General features: G+C 76.6%; 4 protein-coding genes. All 4 read right to left on the bottom strand.

From position 1 onward, the window contains the following. Positions 1-386, bottom strand: a 386-nt coding sequence (locus tag AC1DUQ_RS20720) for an EsaB/YukD family protein (RefSeq protein ID WP_477074516.1), incomplete at its 3' end; no start/stop codon positions are given. Further along, positions 383-640, bottom strand: a complete 258-nt coding sequence (locus tag AC1DUQ_RS20715) for a hypothetical protein (RefSeq protein ID WP_477059725.1) — start codon at positions 638-640, stop codon at positions 383-385. The genes AC1DUQ_RS20720 and AC1DUQ_RS20715, both read right to left, overlap by 4 nt. Continuing rightward, positions 624-1,691, bottom strand: a complete 1,068-nt coding sequence (locus AC1DUQ_RS20710) for a DUF6177 family protein (RefSeq protein WP_477074515.1) — start codon at positions 1,689-1,691, stop codon at positions 624-626. Before AC1DUQ_RS20710 ends, AC1DUQ_RS20715 begins: the two co-directional genes overlap by 17 nt. After that, positions 1,688-2,426, bottom strand: a 739-nt coding sequence (locus tag AC1DUQ_RS20705; protein WP_477074514.1) for an FHA domain-containing protein, incomplete at its 5' end; no start/stop codon positions are given. The genes AC1DUQ_RS20710 and AC1DUQ_RS20705, both read right to left, overlap by 4 nt.

Genomic DNA, 2,426 nt, shown 5'->3' with positions numbered 1-2,426 from the left:
ATGCCGCTGACGGTGACCGCGAGGCCCGCGCCCGTCGCGGCCACGGCCTGTCGGGTGCCCACCGACCACCGGCCCGCGCGGGTGCGCAGCTCCTCGGCGGTCGCGTCGGTGACGTCGGCGACCTGCGGCGGGGGAGGAGCGGCCGCCGCACGCACGACGCGCAGGACCTCACCGTCGGCCAGACCCTGGGAGGCCGGGTCGAGTGCGAGGTCCACCTGGTCGCCCGAGACCCGCACGAGCGCGACCGCCTGCGGCGACAGCCGCGGGGCCTCGCCGAGCAGCTCGAGCAGCTGCGGGAGCATCGCGGCGACGCCCTCGTCGGAGGGCACCACCACCTCGGCGCGGCGGACGGAGCCGACGAGCGTCAGTCGGGTGAACGTGCTCACGGGGTCCCCCCGGTCGACGAGGGAGTGGTGGTGCCGATGCCGCCACGCAGCGAGCCGCTGTTGGCCTGGATGAACGAGTACCCCGCGCAGCCGGCGCAGAGCAGCGCCGCGATCACGGTGCTGCCGACGAACCGGCGGACGTTGTCGTTGGTGGTCCGGCGGTCGCGCAGGTCACCGTGCAGGAACGCCGCGCGCAGCCGGCCGCGGTGCACCTTGACCGACTCGAGCAGGATCGCATCAGGGTCGCGGGCCATCGAGCACCTCCTCGAACGGTCCGCCGGTGCCGAGCGCGCGCCGCACGTTGTCATGCCCGATCGCGTCGAGCACCGCGTCGAGCGCGGTCCACCCCTCGCGATCGAGCGAGCCGAGCGGGAAGTACAGGCCGGGGACGCGCGGTCGGCCGACCACGCGGGCGCCGAGCCGCGCGGTGAGCTCCTCGACGGGCAGGCCCAGCTCGCGGACGCCCGGCGGACCCATCAGCAGGCCGAGGGGCGTCGGGGGCGCCTCGAGCACGGACGGGAACGTGAGGTCGCGACGGCCGTGCCGGCCCATGACCAGGCCGAACAGGGGCATCTGGTGGGTGGCCAGCGCCGCGAACACCGACGGCAGGGAGTCGATCGCGGTCCGCGCCTGGTCGCTGCCGGGCTCGCCGATGCCGACGAGCAGCTGCGTGGTCTCCTCGAGCCCGCTCTCCGTGCGCGCGGTCCGGAGCGTGCCGATCAGCGGCCGTTCGGGCGACCCCGCCACCATGACGACCGTCTCGTTCGGCATCCGCCTGCGGGCCAGCTCCGTCAGCCGCGTGCGGTCCCACGTGCTGACCGCCGGCTCGTGCGCGCCCCACCCGCTCGGCGCCGCGCCCGTCAGCTCGTGCGCGAACAGCTCGGCTGTGGCGCCCAGCAGGGTGGTGTCCGCGGCCTTGTGCCGGACCGACTGCGAGATCAGCAGCTGCACCGACTCGGCCGGAACGGGACGCAKGAAGCGGACGGCGACATCGTCGGCGTGCTTGAGGGGCGTGCGGTCGGCGGCGTCCGCGACCGACGCGAGGCGCCGACCGTCCAGCCCGTCGCGCAGGGTGCCGTCGATCCCGCGGACCACCCACCGCCCGCCGGCGTCGCGCAGTGCCTCGCGCAGGGGGTAGGTCAGCCGGGTCACCTCGTCGCTGACCAGCGCGACGGTCCGGTGCGCGGCCGACGCCTGCACGAGCAGGTCCGCGCGGGCCTCGCTCAGGTACGCGATCTCGGCACGGGTCTCGGTGGCGATGACCTCGCCCGCGGAGGCGTCGATCGCGGGGTGCGGAGCCGTCACATGCCCACCGGCCCCTCGACCGTGAACGTCTGGTCGCCGAAGTGCACCGACGTGCCGACCGGCAGGGCCTCCTCGCCGCCGGGGGGCAGGAGCGTGCGCGCTCCGCCGCCGATCGACACGGTGGTGCCGTTGGTGGAGCCGCGGTCCGCGACCCAGAGCGTGCGGCCGTCCCAGCGCAGGGACGCGTGCGTCTTGGACACCGATCGGGACAGGTCGATGAGCGGGACCAACTGGTCCGGGACCTCGCCGCGCACCGGCTCCGGGTTGCGGCCGACGAGCGTGAGGCCGGTGACCTCGAGGCGGTGGCCGTCGGCGGCGACGAGGACCATGCCGCTCACCGCCGGGGCGCCCGCGGCGGGGGTGTCGATGACGGGGACCGCGCCGGTGGGCGGCTGCGACCGACGCGAGCGGCGCGAGCCGTCGGGCTCGGCGGGGAAGGAACCCGTGGCGGGTCTGGTGGTCGACGGGGTGGAGACGGCGGGCACCGCGCCGGTGGTCGGCGGTGCGGGCACGGTGGGGAAGGAACCCGTCGCGGGTCTCGTGGTCGGCTGGGCGGCCACGGCCGGCACCGCGCCGGTGGCGGGGGCTCCCGCGCGGCGCGCGGCGCGGGTGGCTCCGGTCGGTATCGCCCGTGCGGCGGCGACGTCGGGCCCGATCTCCCGGGGACCGGAGGCCGCAGGGGCAGCGGTCACGTCCGGCCCGACCGCGCGGGGTCGCCGCGTCGCGGGGCCCGCC

It is taken from the genome of Cellulomonas sp. P4_B5_2 (assembly GCF_056402235.1).
This window is presented reverse-complemented; position numbering and strand designations above follow the sequence as displayed.

Bases quoted from the DNA above. Each gene is read 5' to 3' on its own strand.
- AC1DUQ_RS20715 (WP_477059725.1), bottom strand. From the start codon at position 640: ATGGCCCGCGACCCTGATGCGATCCTGCTCGAGTCGGTCAAGGTGCAC.